At 38.4% G+C, this 21,793-nt stretch carries 20 protein-coding genes; 4 read left to right on the forward strand and 16 right to left on the reverse strand.

Annotated elements, in window-relative coordinates; translation table 11 throughout:
• Positions 1 to 6 precede the first annotated feature (6 nt).
• From HWQ49_RS03065 to HWQ49_RS03080, 4 genes are read right to left on the reverse strand one after another with little or no spacing between them, the layout of a single operon-like run.
• Positions 7 to 1,554, reverse strand: coding sequence for an acyl-CoA carboxylase subunit beta (locus HWQ49_RS03065; RefSeq protein ID WP_188206090.1), 1,548 nt, complete (start codon positions 1,552 to 1,554; stop codon positions 7 to 9).
• Positions 1,555 to 1,565: 11 nt separating this feature from the next.
• The gene (gene mce, locus HWQ49_RS14805) at positions 1,566 to 1,964 is read right to left on the reverse strand and encodes a methylmalonyl-CoA epimerase (RefSeq protein ID WP_317450898.1); all 399 of its coding nucleotides are present in this window, start codon (positions 1,962 to 1,964) and stop codon (positions 1,566 to 1,568) included.
• On the reverse strand, positions 1,957 to 2,364 hold the full coding sequence (locus HWQ49_RS14810) for a cobalamin B12-binding domain-containing protein (RefSeq protein WP_188206092.1): 408 nt from the start codon (positions 2,362 to 2,364) through the stop codon (positions 1,957 to 1,959). The genes mce and HWQ49_RS14810 overlap by 8 nt, the downstream gene beginning before the upstream one ends.
• Before the next feature lie 21 nt (positions 2,365 to 2,385).
• On the reverse strand, positions 2,386 to 4,044 hold the full coding sequence (locus HWQ49_RS03080) for an acyl-CoA mutase large subunit family protein (RefSeq protein ID WP_188206093.1): 1,659 nt from the start codon (positions 4,042 to 4,044) through the stop codon (positions 2,386 to 2,388).
• Positions 4,045 to 4,187: 143 nt separating this feature from the next.
• Here HWQ49_RS03080 and prli42 point away from each other — a divergent pair, with 143 nt between their 5' ends.
• Entirely contained in the window at positions 4,188 to 4,328 is a 141-nt protein-coding gene (prli42, locus tag HWQ49_RS14815) for a stressosome-associated protein Prli42 (RefSeq protein WP_188206094.1), read from the forward strand.
• 193 nt (positions 4,329 to 4,521) lie between these two features.
• Here the strand turns inward: prli42 and HWQ49_RS03090 are convergent, their stop codons facing one another.
• Both HWQ49_RS03090 and HWQ49_RS03095 read right to left on the reverse strand, forming a co-directional pair.
• Positions 4,522 to 5,067, reverse strand: coding sequence for a transcription repressor NadR (locus HWQ49_RS03090; protein ID WP_188206095.1), 546 nt, complete (start codon positions 5,065 to 5,067; stop codon positions 4,522 to 4,524).
• Between the two features lie 39 nt (positions 5,068 to 5,106).
• Complete coding sequence (locus HWQ49_RS03095) at positions 5,107 to 6,228, reverse strand: IscS subfamily cysteine desulfurase (protein ID WP_188206096.1); 1,122 nt, start codon at positions 6,226 to 6,228, stop codon at positions 5,107 to 5,109.
• Positions 6,229 to 6,329: 101 nt separating this feature from the next.
• Here HWQ49_RS03095 and nadB point away from each other — a divergent pair, with 101 nt between their 5' ends.
• The 3 genes from nadB to nadA are packed head-to-tail and all read left to right on the forward strand — an operon-like array spanning position 6,330 to position 9,830.
• Positions 6,330 to 7,892 (forward strand): L-aspartate oxidase, encoded by a 1,563-nt coding sequence (nadB, locus tag HWQ49_RS03100; RefSeq protein WP_188206097.1) that lies wholly within the window; start codon positions 6,330 to 6,332, stop codon positions 7,890 to 7,892.
• Entirely contained in the window at positions 7,879 to 8,712 is an 834-nt protein-coding gene (gene nadC / locus HWQ49_RS03105) for a carboxylating nicotinate-nucleotide diphosphorylase (protein WP_188206098.1), read from the forward strand. Before nadB ends, nadC begins: the two co-directional genes overlap by 14 nt.
• Positions 8,713 to 8,726: 14 nt before the next feature.
• Complete coding sequence (gene nadA, locus HWQ49_RS03110; protein WP_188206099.1) at positions 8,727 to 9,830, forward strand: quinolinate synthase NadA; 1,104 nt, start codon at positions 8,727 to 8,729, stop codon at positions 9,828 to 9,830.
• Positions 9,831 to 9,925: 95 nt separating this feature from the next.
• Here nadA and HWQ49_RS03115 read toward each other — a convergent pair whose 3' ends face one another.
• The 10 genes from HWQ49_RS03115 to HWQ49_RS03160 form a co-directional block, all read right to left on the reverse strand.
• On the reverse strand, positions 9,926 to 10,879 hold the full coding sequence (locus tag HWQ49_RS03115) for an aromatic acid exporter family protein (RefSeq protein WP_188206100.1): 954 nt from the start codon (positions 10,877 to 10,879) through the stop codon (positions 9,926 to 9,928).
• Positions 10,880 to 11,116: 237 nt separating this feature from the next.
• The gene (locus HWQ49_RS03120) at positions 11,117 to 11,548 is read right to left on the reverse strand and encodes a BrxA/BrxB family bacilliredoxin (protein WP_188206101.1); all 432 of its coding nucleotides are present in this window, start codon (positions 11,546 to 11,548) and stop codon (positions 11,117 to 11,119) included.
• 132 nt (positions 11,549 to 11,680) lie between these two features.
• On the reverse strand, positions 11,681 to 12,970 hold the full coding sequence (locus tag HWQ49_RS03125) for a dihydrolipoamide acetyltransferase family protein (RefSeq protein WP_188206102.1): 1,290 nt from the start codon (positions 12,968 to 12,970) through the stop codon (positions 11,681 to 11,683).
• Between the two features lie 37 nt (positions 12,971 to 13,007).
• The gene (locus HWQ49_RS03130) at positions 13,008 to 13,991 is read right to left on the reverse strand and encodes an alpha-ketoacid dehydrogenase subunit beta (RefSeq protein ID WP_188206103.1); all 984 of its coding nucleotides are present in this window, start codon (positions 13,989 to 13,991) and stop codon (positions 13,008 to 13,010) included.
• A gap of 1 nt (position 13,992) precedes the next feature.
• Positions 13,993 to 15,003, reverse strand: a complete 1,011-nt coding sequence (locus HWQ49_RS03135) for a thiamine pyrophosphate-dependent dehydrogenase E1 component subunit alpha (RefSeq protein ID WP_188206104.1) — start codon at positions 15,001 to 15,003, stop codon at positions 13,993 to 13,995.
• Positions 15,004 to 15,023: 20 nt separating this feature from the next.
• Positions 15,024 to 16,445, reverse strand: a complete 1,422-nt coding sequence (lpdA, locus tag HWQ49_RS03140; RefSeq protein WP_188206105.1) for a dihydrolipoyl dehydrogenase — start codon at positions 16,443 to 16,445, stop codon at positions 15,024 to 15,026.
• A 2-nt stretch (positions 16,446 to 16,447) separates the two neighbouring features.
• Positions 16,448 to 17,548 (reverse strand): butyrate kinase, encoded by a 1,101-nt coding sequence (gene buk / locus HWQ49_RS03145; RefSeq protein ID WP_188206106.1) that lies wholly within the window; start codon positions 17,546 to 17,548, stop codon positions 16,448 to 16,450.
• Between the two features lie 19 nt (positions 17,549 to 17,567).
• The gene (locus HWQ49_RS03150; protein WP_188206107.1) at positions 17,568 to 18,665 is read right to left on the reverse strand and encodes a Leu/Phe/Val dehydrogenase; all 1,098 of its coding nucleotides are present in this window, start codon (positions 18,663 to 18,665) and stop codon (positions 17,568 to 17,570) included.
• Between the two features lie 19 nt (positions 18,666 to 18,684).
• Positions 18,685 to 19,584, reverse strand: a complete 900-nt coding sequence (locus HWQ49_RS03155; protein ID WP_188206108.1) for a bifunctional enoyl-CoA hydratase/phosphate acetyltransferase — start codon at positions 19,582 to 19,584, stop codon at positions 18,685 to 18,687.
• A gap of 36 nt (positions 19,585 to 19,620) precedes the next feature.
• Positions 19,621 to 21,675 (reverse strand): sigma 54-interacting transcriptional regulator, encoded by a 2,055-nt coding sequence (locus HWQ49_RS03160; RefSeq protein ID WP_188206109.1) that lies wholly within the window; start codon positions 21,673 to 21,675, stop codon positions 19,621 to 19,623.
• Positions 21,676 to 21,793: the final 118 nt, after the last annotated feature.

The following is a 21,793-nucleotide window of genomic DNA, read 5'->3' on the forward strand; positions in this document are numbered from 1 at the left end:
TGGTTGTTATAACGGGATATTTCCGTGTTTTTTCTTTGGTCTTTCTTCTTTTTTATTTTTCAACATGTTTAAACTCTGTGCCAGTTTAATTCTTGTTTCCCTAGGATCGATCACATCATCGACCATCCCTAAACCAGCTGCAACATAGGGATTGGCAAATTTTTCTCGATAATCAGTGATTTTTTCCTGACGTGTTTTCTCAGGGTCTGCACTTTCTTGTATGTCTTTAGCAAAAATGATGTTAGCTGCTCCTTCTGGTCCCATGACAGCAATTTCAGCATTTGGCCAAGCGAAAACTAGATCTGCTCCAATTGACTTACTATTTAACGCTACATAAGCTCCACCATAGGCCTTCCTTGTAATCACGGTGATCTTAGGAACAGTCGCTTCTGAATATGCATATAAAATCTTTGCACCGTGTCGAATAATCCCTCCGTGCTCTTGCTTGATTCCAGGGAAAAATCCGGTTACATCCTCAAACGTGATAATAGGAATGTTAAATGAATCACATAGACGAATAAACCTAGCTGCTTTATCACTTGAGTCTATGTCTAAACCACCTGCTAAAAATTTCGGTTGGTTACAAACTAGACCAACTGTTTCACCTTTAATCCGAGCAAACCCAACCACAATATTTTTAGCAAAGTCTGGATGTATTTCAAAGAACGTTTCATCATCAACCACTTCCTCTATTACCGTACGAACATCATAAGGTCGGATTGGATCAAAAGGAATGATATCAGTTAACTGTTCTCGAAAATCAGTCTTTTTTCCATTGGGAATTGATGGTGTTTGTTCTTGACTGTTCTGTGGTAAATAGCTTATTAGCTGCTTTACTTGATCTAAGGCTTCTTCCTCAGTTTTTGCTTTTAAATGGGCGTTACCACTTTTCGTATTATGTACATCTGCTCCACCTAGGTCTTCAGATGTGATTTTTTCACCTGTAACCGTTTCGATTACCTTTGGCCCCGTAATGAACATTTGCGAGGTTTCTTCCACCATCACAACAAAATCGGTAATCGCAGGTGAATAAACTGCTCCACCGGCACATGGACCCATAATAACAGAGATTTGTGGGATGACACCAGAGTAGATTGAATTTCGGTAGAATACGTGACCATAACCATCTAGTGAAGCTACCCCCTCTTGAATCCTAGCACCACCAGAGTCGTTAAGGCCAATAAAAGGTGTTCCGTTTTTGGCTGCTAGGTCCATGACTGCTGCGATCTTTTTACCATGCATCTCACCTAAAGCACCACCATAGACCGTAAAATCTTGCGCAAAAAGATATATAGGCCGACCATCAACCGTTCCGTAACCTGTTACGACTCCTTCACCAGGAACCTCTTTATCATCCATACCGAAATCGGTTACACGATGCTCCATAAAAGGATTCAGTTCAACAAATGAGCCTTCATCTAATAGGTAATCAATTCGCTCGCGAGCGGTCATTTTCCCTTTATCACGTTGTTTTTGAATTTTGTCATCTCCACCACCCAGTTCGACTTTACGGCGCTTATCATAGAGCTCATTAATCTTATCAAATATATCCATACTGATACCTCCTATTTCTGCTTACATAGTTCAAATAAAACACCATTGGCAGCCTTTGGATGTAAAAACGCAATCTCACTACCATGTGCACCTTCTTTAGGTTCTTCATGAATTAATGGAATACCATTTTCCTTTAAATGTTCAAGGCGTGACTTAACATCATCTACATCTAGAGCAATATGGTGAATTCCTTCTCCTTTGCGATCAATGAATTTAGCTATAGGTGATTGTTCATTTAATGGCTCAAGTAATTCAATAGCACTCTCACCTATCTTAAAAAATGCCACCTTTACATGCTCTGATTCCACTAACTCTTTTCCTTGATAGTTTAACCCTAATTGATCACGATAAAAGGGAATCGTTTGTTCCAAGTTTGATACAGCAATTCCAATATGAGCAATCTTATTCACTATGATCACCTCGTACACATGACTCAATAAACTCTACTGTTTCAGATGTAGGCGTACCTGGAGTGAAAATTTTCTTGATCCCTTTCTCTTTTAAATACGGTATGTCCTCGTCTGGAATCACGCCCCCACCGATGACTGGGATATCCTCAGCCCCTTTTTCCTTTAGTGATTCCACCACTTTCGGAAATAAAGTATTATGTCCCCCAGACAATGATGAAAGTCCAATGACATCAACATCCTCTTGAATTGCTGCTTGAGCAATTTGTGATGCTGATTGTCTTAATCCTGTATAAATGACCTCCATACCATGATCTCGTAACGCCTGTGCAATAATTAACGCCCCTCGATCATGGCCATCAAGACCTGGCTTAGCGATTAAAACTCGTATTTTACGCTCCATTATCCATCATCCTTTCTCGCATTACACTCCAGAATATTCACCAAATTCATCACGAAGAACGTGACAGATTTCCCCAACCGTGGCATAAGCCTTCACACCTTCTAGAATATGAGGCATTAAATTCTCTTTTTGATCACGAGCGGCTGCTCTTAATTTCTCCAACTTCTGATTAACTAGTTCTTGATCTCTTTTCTGACGTACTTGTTGCACTTGACTAACCTGCTCTTGTTCTAACTGTTCATCAACTCTTAGTATATCTTCATGGACTTCTTCTTCTACTTGAAACTCATTTAATCCAACTATGATTTCTTCTTTAGACTCAATTTTCTTCTGAGTTTCGTAGGCTGTTTGATGAATTTCGCGCTGCATATATCCTTCTTCGACCGCTTGAACAGCTCCACCCATTTCTTCAATGCGCTCCAAATATGTTAAGACTTCCTCTTCAATTTGATCAGTTAATTGCTCGACATAATATGAACCTGCTAATGGATCAACCGTGTCGGCAACACCACTTTCATGGGCGATGATCTGTTGAGTTCTTAAAGCAATTCGTGCTGATTCCTCAGTTGGTAAAGCTAATGCTTCATCTCTTGAGTTAGTATGTAAACTTTGGGTGCCTCCCAAGACTGCAGATAAAGCTTGTAGTGCGACACGTACAATATTATTATCTGGCTGTTGTGCTGTTAAGGTAGAGCCCCCAGTCTGGGTATGGAAGCGTAACCGTAAACTTTTTTCATTTTTGGCTTGATATTTATTTTTCATTAAATTAGCCCATATTCTTCTGGCAGCACGGAATTTGGCGGCTTCTTCAAAGAAATTATTATGTGCATTAAAGAAGAAGGCCAATCGAGGTGCAAACTCATCAACCTCTAAACCGCTTTCAATTGCTGCGTCAACATAAGCCATCCCATTTGCTAAAGTAAAAGCGACCTCCTGAACAGCTGTCGAACCAGCTTCTCGAATATGGTAGCCTGAAATACTAATGGTATTAAACTTTGGAACATGCTTAGCACAATATTCGAAAATATTGGTGATTAGTCGCATGGATGGCTTCGGTGGATAAATATAGGTCCCTCTGGCGATATACTCCTTTAAAATATCGTTTTGAATGGTTCCTGTAATTTTTTCTTTTGGAACACCTTGCTTTTCTGCTACTGCAATATACATACATAAAAGGACCGAAGCAGGTGCATTAATCGTCATCGAAGTACTTACTTGATCTAAAGGAATTCCTTCCAATAACGTCTCCATATCCTCTAAAGAATCAATGGCAACTCCAACTTTACCTACTTCTCCCTCTGCTAAGTCATCGTCAGAGTCATATCCAATTTGTGTAGGTAAATCAAAGGCGACAGACAATCCTGTTTGTCCCTGATCTAATAGATAGCGAAAGCGTTGATTTGTCTCTTTAGCAGAGCCAAACCCTGCATATTGACGCATCGTCCAAAAACGGTTACGATACATCGATGGTTGAATTCCACGGGTATAAGGAAATTGTCCTGGAAAACCAATCTTTTCTAAATAATCGTTCGTCAACTGATCTTCTTTTGGGATATATAATGGGTCAATTTCAATATCCGATTTGTTAACAAACTTTTCTTTTCGCTCGGGGAACTTCTCATTAGTACGATTGACTTGCTCTTTCCATTTTTGGAAGCGATCATGGAATTGTTCACTCATATTAAACTCTCCCTTCGTATTACATTTTACAATTTTACGAATAATTAGTCATCCACTTTAATTGTAAAGCAAAGATTTAACTTGTCCAAACATTGTTTTTCTTTTACAATGTTTTTAATGGATATTAAAAGGGAGGAATCACAGTGTCAAAGAATAACAAGCCTCGCGCTCCTTATGCTTCTACACGTAGAAAGAAAAAGAAGTGGACAACGATCGTAATTTATTTAATGATTATCGCCATGTTACTTAGCTCATTGATGATGGGCTTAGCCATGTTTGTATAAGCAAAAAAGATGCTGTCTCTTAATAATGAACTATACCCCAGTTAAGGACTAAATAAAAAATCCCTAACTGGGGTTAATTATGTAATATAACTAATTGTTATAATCGATTAATTAAATTTGCATATAGATCTAAAAATAACGCTGGGACAAAGGTGTATTACTAAAGTAAAGATCGTACATTGAACTAATCGTTTTAATCACTTTCTCCAACAACAATCCCCGCCTTTTTTAAAGCTTGTTCCGCTTGATCTAGTAACTCATATTCATCAGCTGTAATTGTATGAATATGGACCCCACCAGTTAATTCTAGAAGCAAGGTTGCTTGGGATTGTTCAAGTTGCTCAATGAATCGTTTGACATCAACACGGTTAGCGATATGTAGTAAAGCTGTAAATTCTCCATATATCGGATGGTCCACTATGACATCTTCAACAAACACACCGTGGTCAACTAATATATTTAACTCCTCCATCGTTTCTTGACGGTTATGCTTACAAACAATTTTTCGTTCATACCTTTGCCCTTGTTCTGACTCATTCATGAAGACATATCCTTGGCTAGTGGAGATAATCGGGTTGTTTTTTGCCTTTAATAAAGCAACATCTCCTACAATTACTTGGCGACTTACTGAGAATTGATTAGCTAACTCTTTACCTGAAATTGCTTGTTTCGCTTCAGTTAACATTTGCAGTATTTGTTGCCTGCGTTCTTCTCCTCTAAGCTTCTTTTGATCAGACATATAAAATCACCTCATAAATTATTTAACAATTTGACGAACTTATATTGATACGTGATGTAATACAATATCATTCAAAACCCTCGCTAATTTAATTACATCATCTTCAGTTGTATATTTTCCAAATGAAACTCTAAAGAATTCCTTAGCTTTATTAGGTTCTACACTCCAAGCTGACATCGAACTCGGTAATTTCTGGTATTTCACATCACAAGCACTGCCAGTAGAAATGGCAAACCCTTTTCGATTACATTCTAACATGACTAGCTGTCCCTCAACTCCATCTAAACCCATACCTACAATTGATGGCAACTGTTTTATCTCGTCAGACTCATAAATGGTAAATGCTTTTTCATTACCGAGATGACTCATCATTAACTGTCGTAGCCTTAGCATTCGTTCATTTTCACTTTCGATGATAGAAATCTGTTGATCAGCTGCAGCTGTAAAAGCCACCACACTTGGTAAATCAACTGTATTACCTTTTAATAGATAACTAGACTGCCTTTCTATTTGGTGAACTAACGGATTTCTTAAATATAGAAAGCCAATTCCTTTAGGCCCGTAAATCTTATGGCTTGAAACAGATAAGCTATCCACTTGCTCAGCAATTTGAGATAAGTCAAGCTTAGCAAAACTTTGTACTGCATCTACATGCAAGAAAATACCATGCCGGCTACACCAGTCACTAATCTCATTAATCGGTTGGATTGTCCCTATTTCCCCATTAATGTGTTGAACTATGACTAAACAAGTATCATCTCTTTTAAGAGATTTTAGTTGTACCAGATCGACAACGCCATATTCATCAAATGAAACCGTACTGACCTGATAACCTTGACTTTCTAACAATTGTCTTGTCTGTTGTAATGAATTATGCTCAGCTTGAGAAATAATCACGTGATTTCCTTTAGATTGTGAGATTAACTGATCAATACCAAGTAAATTACTTTCAGAACCCCCTTTAGTAAAGAATATTTGAAAATCAAGCCCACCTATAAAAGATGCCATTTTGGCTTTACACGCCTTAAGTAGTTGATCAGAAACTGACCCTATATCATGTAAGCTATTTGTATTACCGTAAAATTTCTTAGCTGTATCAACATATGCCTCTAATGCGACTTCACTCATGGGAGTCGTGGCTGCATAATCAAAATATATCACAATTGACAGACCTCCAAAAATATTAATTAAAATTACTCTTGCAAACTATTAAATAATATGTAAACATAGGTGTCAAGACACATGTAAAATAAGGTGGTAATATGCAGCATGCTGATGTCATCATTATCGGGAGTGGAATTGCAGCATTGCAATTAGCTTCTCGGTTAAGAAATTCTCTAAAAGTAGTCATCATTACTAAGGGAAAGCTTAACCAAAATAACTCAGCGAGGGCACAAGGAGGAGTAGCAGCTGCGATAGGAAGAAAAGATCATTTCCACGCACACTCAGTAGACACATTAGAAGCTGGAAGATACATAAATGACTATTCAGCTGTTGAATACCTAACGATTCAAGCTCCAGACATCATTCAGGATCTACTTAACAAAGGCTGTTCATTTGACTATGCCCAGAAAAACCTCGCTCTAGGAAAAGAGGGAGCTCACTCACATCACCGGATTGTACACGCGGGTGGAGATCAAACTGGAAAGCATATCGTCGAAACGCTGATGAATCAACTAGGAGATCATACTGAGGTGATCGAAAATGCCTTTGCTTATCAATTACTAGTTAACGAAGAGTCCAATCAGTGTTATGGAGTTAAATACAAAGATGATCAAGATCATCACCACGAGCTGATCGGAACTCACACCGTTTTAGCGACCGGTGGGTGTGGAGCAATTTATTCCTATACATCGAATCATCCGTATTCTCTAGGTGACGGTGTCGCTTTAGCTTATCTTGCTGGTGCAACTGTTTCAGATTTGGAATTTATTCAATTTCATCCAACTCTATTATCTGTAGACGAGAAAGGGAAAGGGTTAATTTCAGAAGCTGTTCGTGGTGAGGGGGCAATTCTTGTCAACTCTGATCAAGAACGGTTTATGGAGTATGTACACCCTTTAAAAGAATTGGCCCCTAGACACGTGGTTTCACAAGCTATTTACCAGCAAATTTCTAGAGGTAAACAAGTCTATTTAGATATATCACCTATACGTAACTTTCATAAACGCTTCCCTTCAATTACAAAAATGTGTAATGAAGCCGGAGTCGATATGAGTCGTCAACTGATTCCTGTAACACCAGGTGCTCATTTTATGATTGGAGGGATAAATGCTAACTTATCAGGTGAAACAACAATTAATAACCTGTACGCAATTGGTGAGGTAGCTAATACGAGAATTCACGGTGCCAACCGTCTTGCCAGCAATTCTCTACTAGAGGGGTTAGTTATGGGTCGTGAACTTGCGATTAACATCAACCACACCAAACACACTTATAGAGAAAGACTACCTAAAAGAGTGACTAATCATAACCACAACACAGATACCCTTGTCTCGCTTCCTTCTTTGTCTGCCTTACGAGAGGCGATGATGGAGAATGTAGGAATTGTTAGAACACAAGAGGCTTTAAGTAATCAAATCAAATGGTTAGAAAACTGTGGGGTAAATAAGCTAACGTCGGCTCACTTTGATCAAGCAAGCCTAACACTAGCATCCAAAGGGTTTGCTTATATTTCAGCTTATCTAATCAGTCAATCAGCTATTCAGCGACAGGAAAGTCGTGGTGCCCATTATAGAAGGGATTTCCCTCTAGAAAATGATTTATTAAAAAGCTTACGAATTCAGCATTCCATAGAAAGAAGGGAATATCTTGAACAAGTTTAAACTTAAAGATCAATTAATCTATTATTTTAAAGAAGATATTGGCGATCTCGATTTAACAACTGATAGTATTTTTAAAAATGAAGAAGGCACGGTTGTACTTACCGCAAAGTCTAACGGGTATTTTTGTGGGGAACAAATTATTAAAACAGGCTATCAACTGTTAGACAAAGAAGCTGTTGTTCAAATGAATGTTACAGACGGCGACGCTATTCAGAAGGGTCAAAGGCTAGCCTCCATAAATGGAAACATTAACACCCTATTGCATGGTGAAAGAGTTATATTAAACATGGTGCAACGCTTATCAGGTATTACCACTAAAACTAAAAAAGCCGTTCAATTACTGAACGATCCCAAAATAAATATTTCTGACACACGTAAAACTACTCCAGGACTAAGAATGTTTGAGAAATATGCTGTCAGAGTGGGTGGTGGAACCAATCATCGTTTTCGGCTAGACGATGCTGTATTAATTAAGGATAATCATATTGCATTTTGTGGCTCGATTACTGAGGCAGTGAAACGAGTAAGGTCAGAGATTGGCCATATGGTAAAAGTTGAAGTTGAGGTGGAAAATGAACAACAGCTTAAAGAAGCCATTGCTGCTAATGTCGATGTCATCATGCTTGATAATATGGAGATTGATGAACTTAGAAGATTGTTAGAAATCATCCCAAGCGAGATCATAGTAGAATTATCAGGTGGGATAAGTATTTCCGATTTACCCAAATATCGGTCATTAAAGGTTGATGTGATTTCATTAGGGTGCTTAACACACCAAATTGAATCACTCGACCTTAGCATGAATACCTTTAGTAATTAAAAGGAGGAACAACTATGTCTTTTTTGCAACAGCTTGAACAGTCAGTTTCACAAATTCCCGATCGATTTAAAGAGATGAGTGAAGCTGAACTAAATCAAATCATTCAAGAGTCAAAACATCGACTAGGTGAAGATTTATTTATACCGGGGCATCATTATCAAAAAGAAGAAGTAATTGCTTTTGCCGATGCACGTGGTGACTCTTTAGGCTTAGCACAGTTATCAGCGAATACAAGTGCTAAACATATTGTATTTTGTGGCGTTCACTTTATGGCGGAAACAGCTGACATCTTATCGACAGATGAACAACATGTTTATTTACCAGATCTACGTGCAGGTTGTTCAATGGCTGACATGGCTGATATTCAACAAACTGAAAAATCCTGGAATAGCTTAACTAGTCAACTAGGTGATACCATTCTACCTATTACATATGTCAACTCAACTGCAGCGATTAAAGCCTTCGTTGGCAGAAATGGTGGGGCAACTGTCACATCATCAAATGCTACAAGTATCATCGAGTGGGCATTCACACAAAAGGAACGAATCTTATTTTTACCTGATCAACATTTAGGGAGAAACACGGCTTATGAACTAGGGGTACCGTTAGAACAAATGGCTATTTGGGATCCTATCTTAGAAAAACTTCATTTTGAAGGAGATGAACAAAACATCAAAGTGATCTTATGGAAAGGTCACTGCTCAGTTCATGAAAACTTTACCGTTCAAAATGTTCATGATGTTCGTGAAAAACATCCTGAAATGAACATCATTGTTCACCCAGAATGTAGTCATGAAGTCGTTCAAATATCGGATGAGTCTGGCTCAACACGCAAAATCATTGAAACGATTGAAAATGCACCAGCTGGTAGCTCATGGGCTATTGGAACTGAGATGAACTTAGTTAAAAGATTAATAAAAGAGAATCCAGATAAGTACATTATGTCACTGAATCCACACATGTGTCCTTGTCTAACGATGAATCGAATTGATTTAGCTCACCTTGCCTGGTGCCTAGATTCACTTGTAAATGATGATCCCATTAATCGGATTGAAGTAGATCCTCAAATTGCCAAAGAAGCCACACTAGCTCTAAATAGAATGCTTAACTCAAACTAAGAAGAAGGCTGTCCCTTTATCAGATTATCAATAAGGGACAGCTTTTAATAATGTAAAAATATGGCTCTGCAATATTTGACTTAGAGTTAAATTAACTAGATATCACTTTTTTTATATGAACGTTTTAAAATTAAATACTGCTCAATTTCATTTAAAAGTAAATAAAGGTTAGCCCGTTCCTCAAACGTTTCGACTTCCTCAGGTAGAGGCTCCTGATTAAATTTTTCACGAATCTTGCTTAACTTCTCCAAATAGCGAACAGCTGTGTTCCCAGGGTGGACATGGTCAGCAAGTTCTTCAAACAGCTCACTAATATAGACGTACTCGTCTTCTGTCGCTTTGATTCGACTAATTAAAGGTAACATTCGCTCTAAAATTTCGAACTGTTTTTGACGCATATGGAAATAATGATAAAACGGATGGTGACTTCTTAAGATATGGTTTTCAACATCTCTAGAAGCTAACTCATTAGCTTCTTCTATTAAGCGTGCTGTTTCACTAATTTCAAAACCAGACCAATGGTATTCACCCGTTCTTAAGAAATGAGCAATTTCCCTAAGAATCGATGAGAAATTCTCTTCAAGCTCATCCCGAACCTTCTCCAGCTCCGAGTCAAGACTCGGCATATATAAATTTAATAATAACGCCACTCCTAAACCAACAGTTAACAAGACTAACTCATTAACTACCAAAGAAAATGAAATCGCCTGTTCTCCATACAGATGTAGAATAATAACCGAACTTGTCACAATCCCTTCCGTTATTTTCAACATGACTGTTGTAGGGATAAAGAGAATTAAGACAAGACCTATGGAGAGTGGATGATAACCAATCAGTTCAAAAATGATTCCTGACATTGCGATGCCAATCACACATGCATAGAATCGATACCAAGCCGTTAGAAAAGACCGTTGCCTGGTAACTTGTACACACAAAATCGTAAGAATCGCAGCTGAAATTGCATGATCTAATTGTAAAGCCTGTGCAATGATAATTGACACAGGAGCACCAATTGCTGTTTTAACCGTACGTGAACCTACTTTAAACATGGAATGTCCTCTCTTAATCGTATTGTCTTTATTATCATAAAATTAATTAGTCAATTTGTCCAAAAAATAAAGTGATCATTCTAATATTGAACTATACCCCTGTTAATGAACTTATAAAACTCGTATCACCCATAAACACAAATAAAAATAGCATGTGAATTCCCTTTAGGGAAATTACATGCTATTTTGTATGTTTTATTGAATCACTAAATTGGTTATCAGGCTATTTCGTAATTATTAAACTTCTTGACAATGCTCGTCGAACAAGCCTTGAAGCTTCTGAACTACTTCCATTGGTGTTGAGCTTTCAATTTCATGACGCTCAACCATTGTAACAATCTCCCCATCTTTAAGTAGGGCAAATGATGGTGAAGATGGTGGGTAACCTTCAAAATAGCTTCTTGCACGCTCTGTTGCTTCACGGTCTTGTCCGGCAAATACAGTCACTAAATGGTCTGGGCGTTTATCATAATGAATTGAATTAGCAGCAGCTGGACGCGCAACTCCACCAGCACAACCACAAATTGAATTAACCGCAACTAGTGTTGTTCCTGCTCTTGAGAATGCTTGATCGACCTCTTCAGGTGTCTTTAATTCTTCATAACCTGCACCACTGATTTCAGTTCTAGCTTGGTTAACAAAGTCTTCCATATAAATGTTAAAATCCATATCGCATGGCTCCTTTTTTCTTTAATAATGCTAATTTTATCATATCAATTAATATGGGTTGTTTCAAATATCGCGCATAAATAAACGCCTACTTTTTTAGTAGACGTTTATGTTAATTCAACCCGAATCAAATTAATAAATTGACGTATTTTCTTTGGACATATTTTCTAATATTTCTTTGACACGTGCTAAGAAGTTTCCACAGACTAAACCATCTAAAATTCGATGGTCTAATGATAAGCAAAGGTTGACCATATCTCTAGGCCCAAACATACCATTATCCATATAAACTGGACGTTTAACAATGGACTCTACCTGTAAAATAGCTGCTTGTGGATGGTTAATGACACCCATAGATTGGACAGAACCGAATGATCCTGTATTGTTGACGGTGAATGTGCCACCCTGCATATCATCATTAGTTAGTTTTCCATCCCGTGCTTTATTTGCAAGTTCAACAATATCTCTAGCAATCCCTTTAATACTTTTTTCGTCTGCATGCTTAATAACAGGAACAAATAATTGATTGTCACTCGCTACGGCGATTGATAAGTTAATATCTTTCTTTTGAATAATCTTATCTCCTGCCCATGTGCTATTAAGTTCTGGAAATTCTTTTAATGCTTGTGCAACAGCTTTAACAAAGAATGCAAAGTAGGTTAATGAATATCCTTCTTTTCGTTTAAATTCGTCTTTAAGTTGATTTCGATAATTAACTAATTTCGTCACATCAACTTCAACCGACATCCATGCGTGTGGAATCTCTGTTTTTGACTTAACCATATTTTGTGCAATTGCTTTACGTACGCCTGAAACCGGGATTTCCACATCTCCTGGCTGTGCACTTGACGCTTTCTGTTTCGGCTGTTCTGGCTGTTTAGCTTCCGTGGCTGGTTCAGGTTGGGCAGGTGCTTGTTGAGCAACTGCAGGCTCTTCTTTCGGCTGAGGAACCGCACCTGACGCGATGATTTTCTCTAGGTCCTTACGAGTAATCCGTCCACCTCTACCAGAACCTTCTACTTGATTTAAATCGATATCATTTTCTTGTGCAAGCTTTAATACAGCTGGAGAATAACGGTTTTTCATCGGTTGCTCATCTTGTACGTTTTCAGTTTGATTATCTTCTGTTTCTTCTGAACTTGAAGAATCACCTTCGTCAACTGATTCTTCAGATCCTCCACCTTCTATTTCCATATAACAAATCAAACCACCGACTTCAATGGTGTCACCCTCTTCAGCAACTAATTCTTTAATGGTCCCGGTAAATGATGACGGTACTTCAGCATTTACTTTATCCGTCATTACTTCTGCGATCGGGTCATATTTATTGACATGATCACCCACGCCTACTAACCACGAGCTAATCGTACCTTCTGTAACACTTTCACCTAGCTGTGGCATGGTTACTTTTTCTACAGGCATTAATCTTTACCTCCTTATTTCCAAAAATGAAACCAGATTAAAATTCTGCTAAATCGCGCATTGCTTTTTCAACTTTATCAGGATTAATCATAAAGTATTTTTCCATTGTTGGAGCATAAGGCATCGCCGGAACATCTGGCCCAGCAAGACGTTCAACAGGTGAATCAAGGTCAAATAAGCAATTCTCTGAAATAATTGCTGAAACCTCGCTCATGATACTTCCTTCTTTGTTATCCTCTGTTACAAGAAGGACTTTCCCTGTTTTCTTAGCGGCCTCTATAATAGCTTCCTGATCTAACGGATAAACAGTTCTTAAATCTAGAATATGGGCAGAAATCCCCTCTTCAGCTAGCTTCTCAGCCGCTTCTAAAGCGAAGTGGACACCTAAACCATATGTGATGACGGTGATATCATCACCTTCACGTTTAACATCTGCTTTTCCAATTGGTAAAACATAATCATCATCAGGCACTTCACCTTTAATTAAGCGATAAGCTCTTTTATGTTCAAAAAATAAAACTGGGTCTTCATCTCGTATGGCTGCTTTAAGCAAACCTTTCACATCATGAGGAGTAGATGGCATGACGATCTTCAAACCTGGTTGATTAGCAAAAACCGCTTCAACAGATTGTGAGTGATATAAAGCTCCATGGACACCACCGCCATACGGTGCTCTAATGACCATTGGACAATTCCAGTCATTGTTAGAGCGATATCTAATTCGAGCGGCTTCCGAAATAATTTGGTTAACTGCAGGCATAATGAAGTCAGCAAATTGCATCTCTGCTATTGGGCGCATCCCATACATAGCAGCGCCAATACCAACACCGGCAATGGCAGACTCAGTTAAAGGTGTATCTAGTACACGAGACTCACCAAATTGATCATATAAACCTTCTGTTGCCTTAAATACCCCACCTTTTTTACCAACGTCTTCACCGAGTACAAATACCTTCTCATCACGTTCCATTTCTTCTCTTAAAGCCGTTGTAACAGCTTGAATATAAGACATGACAGCCATCTTATTCCCCTCCTTCTTCCGCATATACATATTTTAAAGCGTGTTCTGCCTCAGCGTAAGGTGCATTCTCCGCTTCGTCTGTTGCTACATTGATCTCATCATCAATTTCTTTATTCAGAGCTTCTTCCTTCTCCTCAGTTAGGATCCCAACATCTTTTAAGTACTGTGCGAAAGAGAGAATGTTATCTTTCTTCTTCATCTCATCAAGCTCTTCTTGTGAACGATAAGCCTTATCATTATCATCACTAGAATGAGCAGTTAGACGTTCAGTCATCGCTTCGATTAACGTTGGTCCTTCTCCGTTTAACGCACGCTCGTGAGCTTCTTTAACCACTTTATACACCTCTAGTGGATCGTTACCGTTCACTTGATATCCAGGCATGCCGTACCCTACTCCACGGTCAGCAACTGATTGACTTGCTAACTGTCTTTCTAGTGGTACTGAAATGGCATACTTATTGTTTTCTACCATTGTGATTACAGGCAACTTGTGTACACCAGCGAAGTTTAATCCCTCATGGAAATCACCCTGGTTAGATGAACCTTCACCTAAAGTCGCAAATGAAGCAATATTCTTGTTTTCCATTTTTGCTGCTAATGCCACACCAACTGCATGTGGTAATTGCGTCGTAACAGGTGAAGAACCTGTTAGTATTCTGTTTTTCTTTTGGCCGAAGTGACCTGGCATTTGTCGGCCTCCAGAGTTGGGGTCGTCCGCTTTAGCAAAAGCTGCTAAAAATAATTCTTTTGTTGTCATGCCAAAAGCTAATACAACTCCTAGATCACGGTAATACGGTGCAACATAGTCTTCCTCTCTGTTTAAAGCATAACTTGCACCAACTTGTGCCGCTTCTTGCCCCTGACATGAAATAACGAAAGGAATCTTACCCGCCCGGTTCAAAAGCCACATTCTTTCGTCAATCTTACGCGCAAGAAGCATTGTGCGATACATATCAAGCACTTGATCATCAGATAAGCCCAGTTCTTGATGACGATTTTCAACTTGTCCCATCATATATACCTCCCTTTTAATTATCCGTGGATTTGTTTACCATCCACTGCTAACGCAGCTTCACCCATGACTTCAGAAAGTGTCGGGTGTGGGTGAATCGTTTCACCGATTTCCCATGCCGTTGCATCTAATACCATGGCTAAACCAGCCTCAGAAATCATGTCTGTTACATGAGGTCCGATCATGTGTACTCCTAATAAGTCTTCATTATCTTTATTCGTGATAATCTTAACAAATCCTTCTGTTTCGCCATGTACAAGAGCTTTACCGACCGCTTGGAACGGAAATTTCCCCACTTTGAGATTAAAACCTTCATCTTTTGCCTGTTTTTCTGTCAATCCAATACTTGCCATCTCTGGACTAGAGTAAATACATGAAGCGATATGGTTATAGTTAATTGGATCTGGGTTATGATTTGCGATATGTTCAACCGCTAAAATTCCTTCATGTGAAGCAACATGAGCTAGCTGCGTACCACCGATCACATCACCTATCGCGTAAATATGTGACTCTTTCGTTTGATTAAATTTATTAACTTTAATGGCTCCATTTTCAACTTGAATATCAGTATTCTCTAAACCAATGTTATCTACAACTGGTGCACGTCCAACAGAAACTAACATTCGTTCTGCTTGTAAACTCTTAGTTGAACCTTCTATTTCTGCATCAATTTTAATACCGTTAGAACGATCTAAGGTATCTGGCAATACTTTAGCTCCAGTTATGAATTTGATTCCCTTATTCTTAAGTTGTTTTTCAGCTTCTTTTACCACAGCTTCATCTTCTGTTGGTAGAATCTGGTCTAAATATTCAACAACGGTAACTTCAACACCGAAATCAGCAAGCATGGAGGCCCACTCTATACCAATCACTCCACCTCCAACTATGAGGATTGATTTGGGTAAGCTTTCCATTTGCAGGGCTTCATCAGAGGTCATTACACTTTCACCATCGATCTCAAGTCCTGGAAGGGTTTTTGGGGTTGAACCTGTTGCAATGATCACATTTTTAGGAATAATCATTTCATTTTCCTCACCATTATTCATCTCGACGGAAATAGTTCCAGCAGTAGGTGAAAAAATACTAGGTCCTAAAATTCGACCATGTCCTTCAATGACATCAATTTTCCCTTTTTTCATAAGTCCCTGGACACCTTGATGTAATTGATCGACAATCTTTTGCTTACGATCTTGTACTTTTAAGAAATTAAGCTTTGTATTTTCCGTCTCGATGCCATATTGATCAGACTCTTGAGTTTGCTTAAAAACTTCTGCACTACGAAGCAAAGCTTTTGAAGGGATACACCCTCTATGTAAACATGTTCCTCCTAAGTTACCTTTTTCGACTATGGCAACTTTTAACCCAAGTTGACTGGCCCTAATAGCGGCAACATAGCCTCCAGTACCACCACCCAGTATGACAACATCATATTCTTTGGCCATAACTAAAACTCCTTTCTAATAGGCATTGACGCGTATTGTTTAGCTGATTCCTCATTCTTAAGCACACGTAAAGTTCCTTCTGCTAGAGCTTGTAACTCGTTTTCTCCTGGATACGTAACGACATCAGCTATCCAACTGATTCGTTTAGTTATTTGACTGACGAAACCTTTACCATATGCTAACCCACCAGTTAAGACAATTGCATCAATGTCCCCTTGTAAAACTGCACTAGCTGCTCCAAGTTCTTTTGCAACTTGATAAGCCATCGCATCATAGACTAACTTGGCGTCTTCATCACCGTTTTCGATTCTCTTCTCAACTTCGACAGCATCATAGGTATCTAAATAGGCCATGAGTCCGCCTTTTCCAACTATCAACTTATGAATATCTTCCTTGGAATATGCATTAGAATAGCAGAGGTCAACTAGCTGCCTTACTGGTAACGTGCCGGAGCGTTCTGGAGAAAATGGTCCATCACCATTCAAGCCATTATTGACATCGATGACCCTTCCTGCTTTGTGGGCACCAACCGTAATTCCTCCACCCATATGACAAACTATAAGATTAACTTGCTCATAAGTTTCACCTAATGATTGTGCCACTTTTCTAGCGACTGCCTTTTGATTAAGCGCATGAAAAATACTCTTCCTTGGAAGTTGGGGAGCTCCTGATAATCTTGCTAAATCATCTAACTCGTCAACAACAACAGGATCAACAATATAAGCAGATATATTAACTTGCTTAGCTATCTCAAACGCTAAAATCCCACCTAAGTTAGACGCATGCTCTCCATAATGACCCTCTTTTAAATCATTAAGCATGGCTTCATTGACTTCATACGTGCCACCTTCAATTGGCTTTAGTAGACCACCTCGGCCACAAACAGCATTCAACTTAGAGATATTAAAACCTTCGTGATCTAACGCTTCAACAATGACTTCTTTACGAAATTCATATTGGTCAATAATTCTTGAGTATTGGTTTAATTGATCTGTGTCATGTCTAATTGTTTTTTCGAATAAACTTTTATCATTTTCAAATACAGCAATTTTAGTAGATGTTGACCCAGGATTAATAACTAATATGCGATAACTTTGTTGCAATCTGGACGCCCTCCATTAATTAGTTTCTTCTTGAAATAATGCTATGTTCATTTTGTAAAAATGTACTTCTCGTTCTCTGCATGCTAGTAATTCTCTCTTCTGCCATGCGATCTGCTGCAATATGAGAAGCAATATTGTCACGCTTAGAGATTTCAAATATCTTGGATAAGCTATCATAAATAGCATCAATTTGCTTAAATGCACGGTCACGGTTATAACCATTTAACTCATCGGCAACATTAATAACTCCACCAGAGTTAATGACATAATCCGGCGCATAGACAATACCCGCTTCATGCAATTTGTCACCATGTCTTGACTCGGCCAACTGATTATTAGCAGATCCTGCGATAACTTTTGCTTTTAGTTGTGGAATCGTTTGATCATTAATCGTTGCACCTAATGCACAAGGAGCGTAAATGTCACAATCAACTGAGTAAATATCGTCTGGGTCTACTGCTTGCGCTCCAAAGTCCTCAACCGCACGTTCTACAGCACTCTTATTAATGTCTGTTACGATTAGCTTAGCTCCTTCTTCGTGTAAATGTTTACACATATGATAAGCAACATTACCGATTCCCTGAACTGCCACAACTTTTCCTTCTAATGAATCGGTACCGAATGCTTCTTTAGCTGCTGCTTTCATACCTCTATACATCCCATAGGCAGTTGCTGGTGATGGGTTACCTGATGAGCCAAACTCTGGGGAAATACCAGTTACATAATCTGTTTCCATATAAATATAGTCCATATCATGTTCAGTCGTTCCAACATCTTCAGCAGTAATATAACGGCCATTTAATCCTTGAATGTATCGTCCAAAAGCACGGAACATTTCCGGATTCTTATCTTTTTTCGGATCGCCAATAATGACCGTTTTCCCTCCACCTAAGTTTAAACCAGCTGCAGCATTCTTATAAGTCATACCTTTTGCAAGGCGTAACGCATCAATTACAGCATCCTCTTCTGAGTCATAAGTCCACATTCTAGTCCCACCAAGTGCAGGACCTAATGTTGTATCATGAATAGCGATAATCGCCTTCAAACCAGAATTTTTGTCCTGGCAAAATACTACTTGTTCATAATCATACTCTTCCATATACGTAAATAATTCCATCTTCCATTCCTCCCATAATTTATGATGATGATAAGGCAAAAGCTAAAGAATATATTTTACTCTCCGCTGTATCAGCACGAGAGGTTAACACAATTGGAGCTTTAGCCCCACTTATAATTCCGGCCACTTTAGCTCCGGCAAAATAAGTAAAAGATTTATATAATGTATTACCTACTTCAATATACGGACAAACCAGTATATCTGCTTGCCCAGCGACATCTGATTCAATCTTTTTCTCTTCTTTAGAATCAAAAGATATGGCGTTATCAAAAGCTAGAGGACCATCAACGATACAGTTGGTGATTTGTCCTCGTTTTTGCATCTGTGATAAAACAGCTGCATCCACAGAAGCCTGCATAGCAGGATTGACAATCTCAACAGCAGCTAATGGAGCAACTTTTGGCTCATCATTACCAAGACGATTAGCAACATCAACAGCATTCTGAATGATTTGCACTTTTTCTTCTAAAGTAGGCGCGATATTCATACCGGCATCAGTTAAGAACAATAGATTTTCGCGTCCTGGGATTTCAAATAAAGCTACGTGTGATAAAATTCGATCATTTCGTAATCCTGAGTCTTTTTTTAATACCGCTTTTAGGACAATTTTCGTCGCTACATTCCCCTTCATTAAAACATCTGAACGTTCTTCAGAAACTGACATAACAGCTTTTTCGACAGCATTTTCTGTCGAGGTTGCATGGTGAAGTGTAATCTGGGGTTGGTTTAAATCAAGATCAATCTCATCAGCTGCTTGCCTAATTTCTTCAAGATTACCAAATAGCTTAAATGCGGCTAATTCTCTTTCTACCCCCTCCTTTATTGCTTTTAGCGTCTCTACATTAGTAGCTTCTGCTACGGCAACTGTTTTCTTTGTATCTAATTGGCATAAGCCATTGACTAACTGTTCAAAATCCATGATTATCTCCTTCTTGTTGGCCTTAATATTTGTCGTTTAACTTTGCACATCTTTACCTAAATTATGCTTCTCCATTTTGTAGTACAGGTTGCGTATTGAAATATTAAGCTGTTTGGCAGTTTTAGACTTAATATAATTATTCTTCTCCAATGTCTCTAAAATTAGCTGTTTTTCAAAATCATCTAAGGCTTCTTGAAGAGGAATGACTTCATTTTCCTTAGAGTCACCAATCAAATCCAAACCATCAAACGAATTCCTTCTTAATGTTGGAAGGTGTCGTTCCTCAATTTTAAATTCGTTCGCTCCCATATTAATGATGGCATGACCCAAAATATTTTCTAACTCTCGCACATTTCCAGGGAAATTATAATTTTTCAAGCGCTTCAATGCACCATCACTAATACTAGAAACATGCCTGCCAAAGTTTTCATTTAAATGAGTGATAATATGGTTTACTAAAGGCTTGATATCCTCAACCCTATTTCTAAGAGGAGTAATCATGATCGGCAAACGATTGAGTCGGTAAAACAGATCTTCCCGAAATTCTTTTTCCATCATCGCCCTCTCTAGGTTAACATTGGTTGAAGTAATAATTCTAACATTTACAGAAATCGGTTTATTACCACCAGCCCGAATAACTTCTTGATGTTCTAAAACGTGCAAGATTCTTCCTTGTAAATGTAGTGATAGGTCACCAATCTCATCTAGAAACAATGTACCATTATGAGCTTCTTCAAAATAACCTTTTTGTTTTTCCGGAGGGCCTAATTCATCTCCAAATAATAGCTTTTCTAACGCCTTTTCCTCTATAGAGGCACAATTGACGCGAATAAACTTATGATGGCGTCGCTCGCTTTCATTGTGAATAGCATGTGCGATTAATTCTTTCCCCGTTCCAGATTCTCCTCTTAAAAGAACACTTACTGGCGTTTTAGCTCCTACCTTAGCCTGTTCTAGAGTCAATTTCATGTCAGAGGAAACCGCAACAATATCATCGAAGGTATACTTCGCTTCTAAATTTCTAATAATTTGTCTGGCTTTCTTTAGTTCAGATGTCAATGACTCAATTTCTGAGAGGTCGTGAATAATAGCGACACTACCCTTTAACTTTCCATCTACAATAATAGGAGCCGCATTAACTAAGACATCCTTATTAAGTGGCCCAACCTTCATTCTAGCTCCACGCACAGGCCTTCTCGTTTCTAACACCTGCATATGCATACTTTCGCCTTCAGAAATATCTGTTGTAGCAGGTTTTCCAATGACATCTGATTCACTTAATCCAGTAATCTTAGTATAGGCCCGGTTAATTAATAAACCTTGACCATTTTCGTCAACAACAGAAATCGCCTCTTCACTTGATTGGATAATAGCTTCTAGAAGGGTTTGAATGTTCTTTAAGTCTGTTATTTCTTCTGCCAGACTTACCACTTCAGTTATATCCTTAAACACAGCAAAGGCCCCTAATAATTCTCCAGAATCTGTTATTAAGGGGATTCTTGTTGTGATGATTTGCTTACCATTTGCTAGTTTCAAAGATTGATTTAATTCTTTTTTTCTAGTTTTCATGACCTCAGGTAGCTTTGAGTCTTCAATAACATCTGTGACGAACTGACCGGTAATTTCCTCTTTCCTTAGGTTGAGAATATTTTCTGCTGCCTCATTAACAAAGGTCAGTCTTTCATCAAGTCCGATCACAATTAAACCATCATGAATCGAATTAACTAATAAATCACGAGCGTTTGTTTCTTTTCTTAATTGTGCTAGTAAAGATTCCTTTTCATTTAATAGATCAAACATAATATGTGCGACAGATCCAGGAATCAATACAGCTTGCTGTGGTTTATTATTCTTTATATCTTGAAACACTTGCTCTTTCCCAGTTGTTTCTACAATGATATCTACAGGCTCATTTAAAGCCTCATCGTATGAATGGTATGTCGTGATTGAATATTGTTTAGCTAAATTTATACCTGGAGCATGTGGGTCAATATCTGCAACAGCTTTAACATGAAGAATTTCTACTTGTTGAAACAAGTTCAATATCGCTGTTCCACCTTGGCCCGCCCCGACGATCAACACTTTTTGCATGATTACACACCTACATTTGCAAATTTTTGCATACTTCCATCATAATGAAAGCGCTTTAAGTTTGCAAGTTTTTTTCATTTTTTATCAAAGGAAAATTTGATATACTACAATAGATTAA

This window comes from Alkalibacillus aidingensis (assembly GCF_014595945.1).
Taxonomy (GTDB): Bacteria; Bacillota; Bacilli; order Bacillales; family Alkalibacillaceae; genus Alkalibacillus; species Alkalibacillus aidingensis.

Bases quoted from the DNA above. Each gene is read 5' to 3' on its own strand.
- HWQ49_RS14810 (WP_188206092.1), bottom strand. From the start codon at position 2,364: ATGGAGCGTAAAATACGAGTTTTAATCGCTAAGCCAGGTCTTGATGGC.
- HWQ49_RS03150 (WP_188206107.1), bottom strand. From the start codon at position 18,665: ATGGAATTATTTACGTATATGGAAGAGTATGATTATGAACAAGTAGTA.
- HWQ49_RS03090 (WP_188206095.1), bottom strand. From the start codon at position 5,067: ATGTCTGATCAAAAGAAGCTTAGAGGAGAAGAACGCAGGCAACAAATA.
- nadB (WP_188206097.1), top strand. From the start codon at position 6,330: ATGCAGCATGCTGATGTCATCATTATCGGGAGTGGAATTGCAGCATTG.
- HWQ49_RS03130 (WP_188206103.1), bottom strand. From the start codon at position 13,991: ATGGCTGTCATGTCTTATATTCAAGCTGTTACAACGGCTTTAAGAGAA.
- HWQ49_RS03160 (WP_188206109.1), bottom strand. From the start codon at position 21,675: ATGCAAAAAGTGTTGATCGTCGGGGCGGGCCAAGGTGGAACAGCGATA.
- HWQ49_RS03115 (WP_188206100.1), bottom strand. From the start codon at position 10,879: ATGTTTAAAGTAGGTTCACGTACGGTTAAAACAGCAATTGGTGCTCCT.
- HWQ49_RS03120 (WP_188206101.1), bottom strand. From the start codon at position 11,548: ATGGATTTTAACATTTATATGGAAGACTTTGTTAACCAAGCTAGAACT.
- HWQ49_RS03065 (WP_188206090.1), bottom strand. From the start codon at position 1,554: ATGGATATATTTGATAAGATTAATGAGCTCTATGATAAGCGCCGTAAA.
- nadA (WP_188206099.1), top strand. From the start codon at position 8,727: ATGTCTTTTTTGCAACAGCTTGAACAGTCAGTTTCACAAATTCCCGAT.
- HWQ49_RS03135 (WP_188206104.1), bottom strand. From the start codon at position 15,003: ATGGGACAAGTTGAAAATCGTCATCAAGAACTGGGCTTATCTGATGAT.
- lpdA (WP_188206105.1), bottom strand. From the start codon at position 16,445: ATGGCCAAAGAATATGATGTTGTCATACTGGGTGGTGGTACTGGAGGC.
- HWQ49_RS03080 (WP_188206093.1), bottom strand. From the start codon at position 4,044: ATGAGTGAACAATTCCATGATCGCTTCCAAAAATGGAAAGAGCAAGTC.
- HWQ49_RS03155 (WP_188206108.1), bottom strand. From the start codon at position 19,584: ATGGATTTTGAACAGTTAGTCAATGGCTTATGCCAATTAGATACAAAG.
- HWQ49_RS03125 (WP_188206102.1), bottom strand. From the start codon at position 12,970: ATGCCTGTAGAAAAAGTAACCATGCCACAGCTAGGTGAAAGTGTTACA.